Source organism: Mesorhizobium sp. PL10, assembly GCF_053714315.1.
On the sequence record NZ_JBSKBR010000131.1, the window covers coordinates 1 to 1,491 of the forward strand.

The window sequence follows — 1,491 nt, forward strand, 5'->3', positions numbered from 1 at the left end:
GGCTGTTACAAGGACAAAGGTGCCTACCACCTTTATCTGCTGGCAACCGAGGCGCCGATCGCCCGTCTCAAGCAGACCGGCAAAGGCGACGAGGTCAGGATCGCCTACTGGTCACACCGCAGAAAATGGGAAGACATCGACGATATGGGCGGCTGTGTCCTGCCCCTCGATCAGGCGCTCAACCTCATCGCAACCAACAGCCTCTTCTGGACCTGGACATGACCAAAACGTACAAAGTCGAGCTGAGTTCGAGTTGTTATCTGGCCGCCCCCTTCGACTTGCCCGGTTGCGCTGCGAGCGCGTATCCGTAGTTGTCGTGTAGCCCGCCGGCTCCCTGGTTGCTGACCCTGGAAAGGAGCCGGGAATGAGAATCATTGCCCTTGATGTCCACCGATCATTCGCTCAAATGGCAATCTTGGAGAAAGGCAAAATCCGGGATGCCGGGAGGATCGATCTCGAACGCAGCCGCCTGTTGCAGTTCGCCACGAAGCTCAAGCCGGATGACGAGATCGTCATCGAGGCGACAGGCAATACAAGTGCGATCGTGCGATTATTGTCGCCTTTTGTGGGCCGGGTGGTCATAGCCAATCCGATCCTAGTCCGGGCCATCGCCTGGGCCAAGGTCAAGACCGACAAGATCGACGCGGCAGTGCTGGCGAAGCTTCATGCGAGTGGCTTTCTACCCGAAGTGTGGATGCCGGACGAGGAAACCGAGACGCGTCGTCGCGTGGTAGCGGAACGAACGCAGCTCGTCGCCCAGATGACCCGCCTCAAGAACCGAATCCATTCGGTTCTGCACGCCAATCTGATCCCACCCTACAACGGCTCACTGTTCTCAAAACGCGGCAAGGTTTGGCCAATGGCTCAGCCGCTCGCCGAGGATCAGCGGCGAGTCGTCCTTCGCCATGTCGGAGAACTCGAACGCCTTGGCGGAGAGCTTGCACAGGTTGACAAAAGCCTTGCACAGACTGCCCTACAGGAACCGCGGGTCAAGCGGCTGATGACGATAACCGGCGTGGGATGTCACGGTGGCACTGAGTATCGTGGCAGCCGTCGGCGACATTGAACGGTTCTCATCCCCGGAAAAACTTGTTAGCTACTTTGGGCTCAACCCGCGGGTCCGGCAGTCCGGCGACAAGCCAGCCTACCACGGCCGTATCACCAAACAGGGAAGAACGCATGCGCGGTCGATGCTGGTTGAAGCCGCTTGGGTCATCTCTGGCGTACCTGGCCCACTGCGCGCCTTCTTCATGCGCATCCGGGACAAGCGTGGCAAGCACGTTGCCGCGGTCGCGACTGCGCAGCAAGCTGGCAGTCATTGTGTGGCACATGCTGACCAAGAACGAGGACTATATCTGGATCCGCCCGGCGCTCCTGGATTGGAAGCTCCGAAAACTGGAATTGACCGCCGGCTATCCGTCTCTCCGCGGCGGCAGGAACAAGGGATCCGCCGCCGACTACAGCAACAAGTCGGTCCGCGACAGCGAGCGC

At 59.8% G+C, this 1,491-nt stretch carries 3 protein-coding genes; all 3 read left to right on the plus strand.

Features of this window, described 5'->3' with window-relative positions; translation table 11 throughout:
• Positions 1 to 222: hypothetical protein (locus tag ACWGTO_RS33400; protein ID WP_454578943.1), on the plus strand; the 222-nt coding region annotated here is incomplete at its 5' end.
• Between the two features lie 142 nt (positions 223 to 364).
• Positions 365 to 1,066 carry an IS110 family transposase gene (locus ACWGTO_RS33405; RefSeq protein ID WP_454578944.1) on the plus strand — a complete coding sequence of 234 codons (702 nt, stop codon included), beginning with the start codon at positions 365 to 367 and terminating at the stop codon, positions 1,064 to 1,066.
• Positions 1,044 to 1,491: transposase (locus ACWGTO_RS33410; protein ID WP_454578945.1), on the plus strand; the 448-nt coding region annotated here is incomplete at its 3' end. The genes ACWGTO_RS33405 and ACWGTO_RS33410, both read left to right, overlap by 23 nt.

Excerpts from the sequence above, each read along its gene's own strand:
- ACWGTO_RS33405 (WP_454578944.1), top strand. The coding sequence starts at position 365 with ATGAGAATCATTGCCCTTGATGTCCACCGATCATTCGCTCAAATGGCA.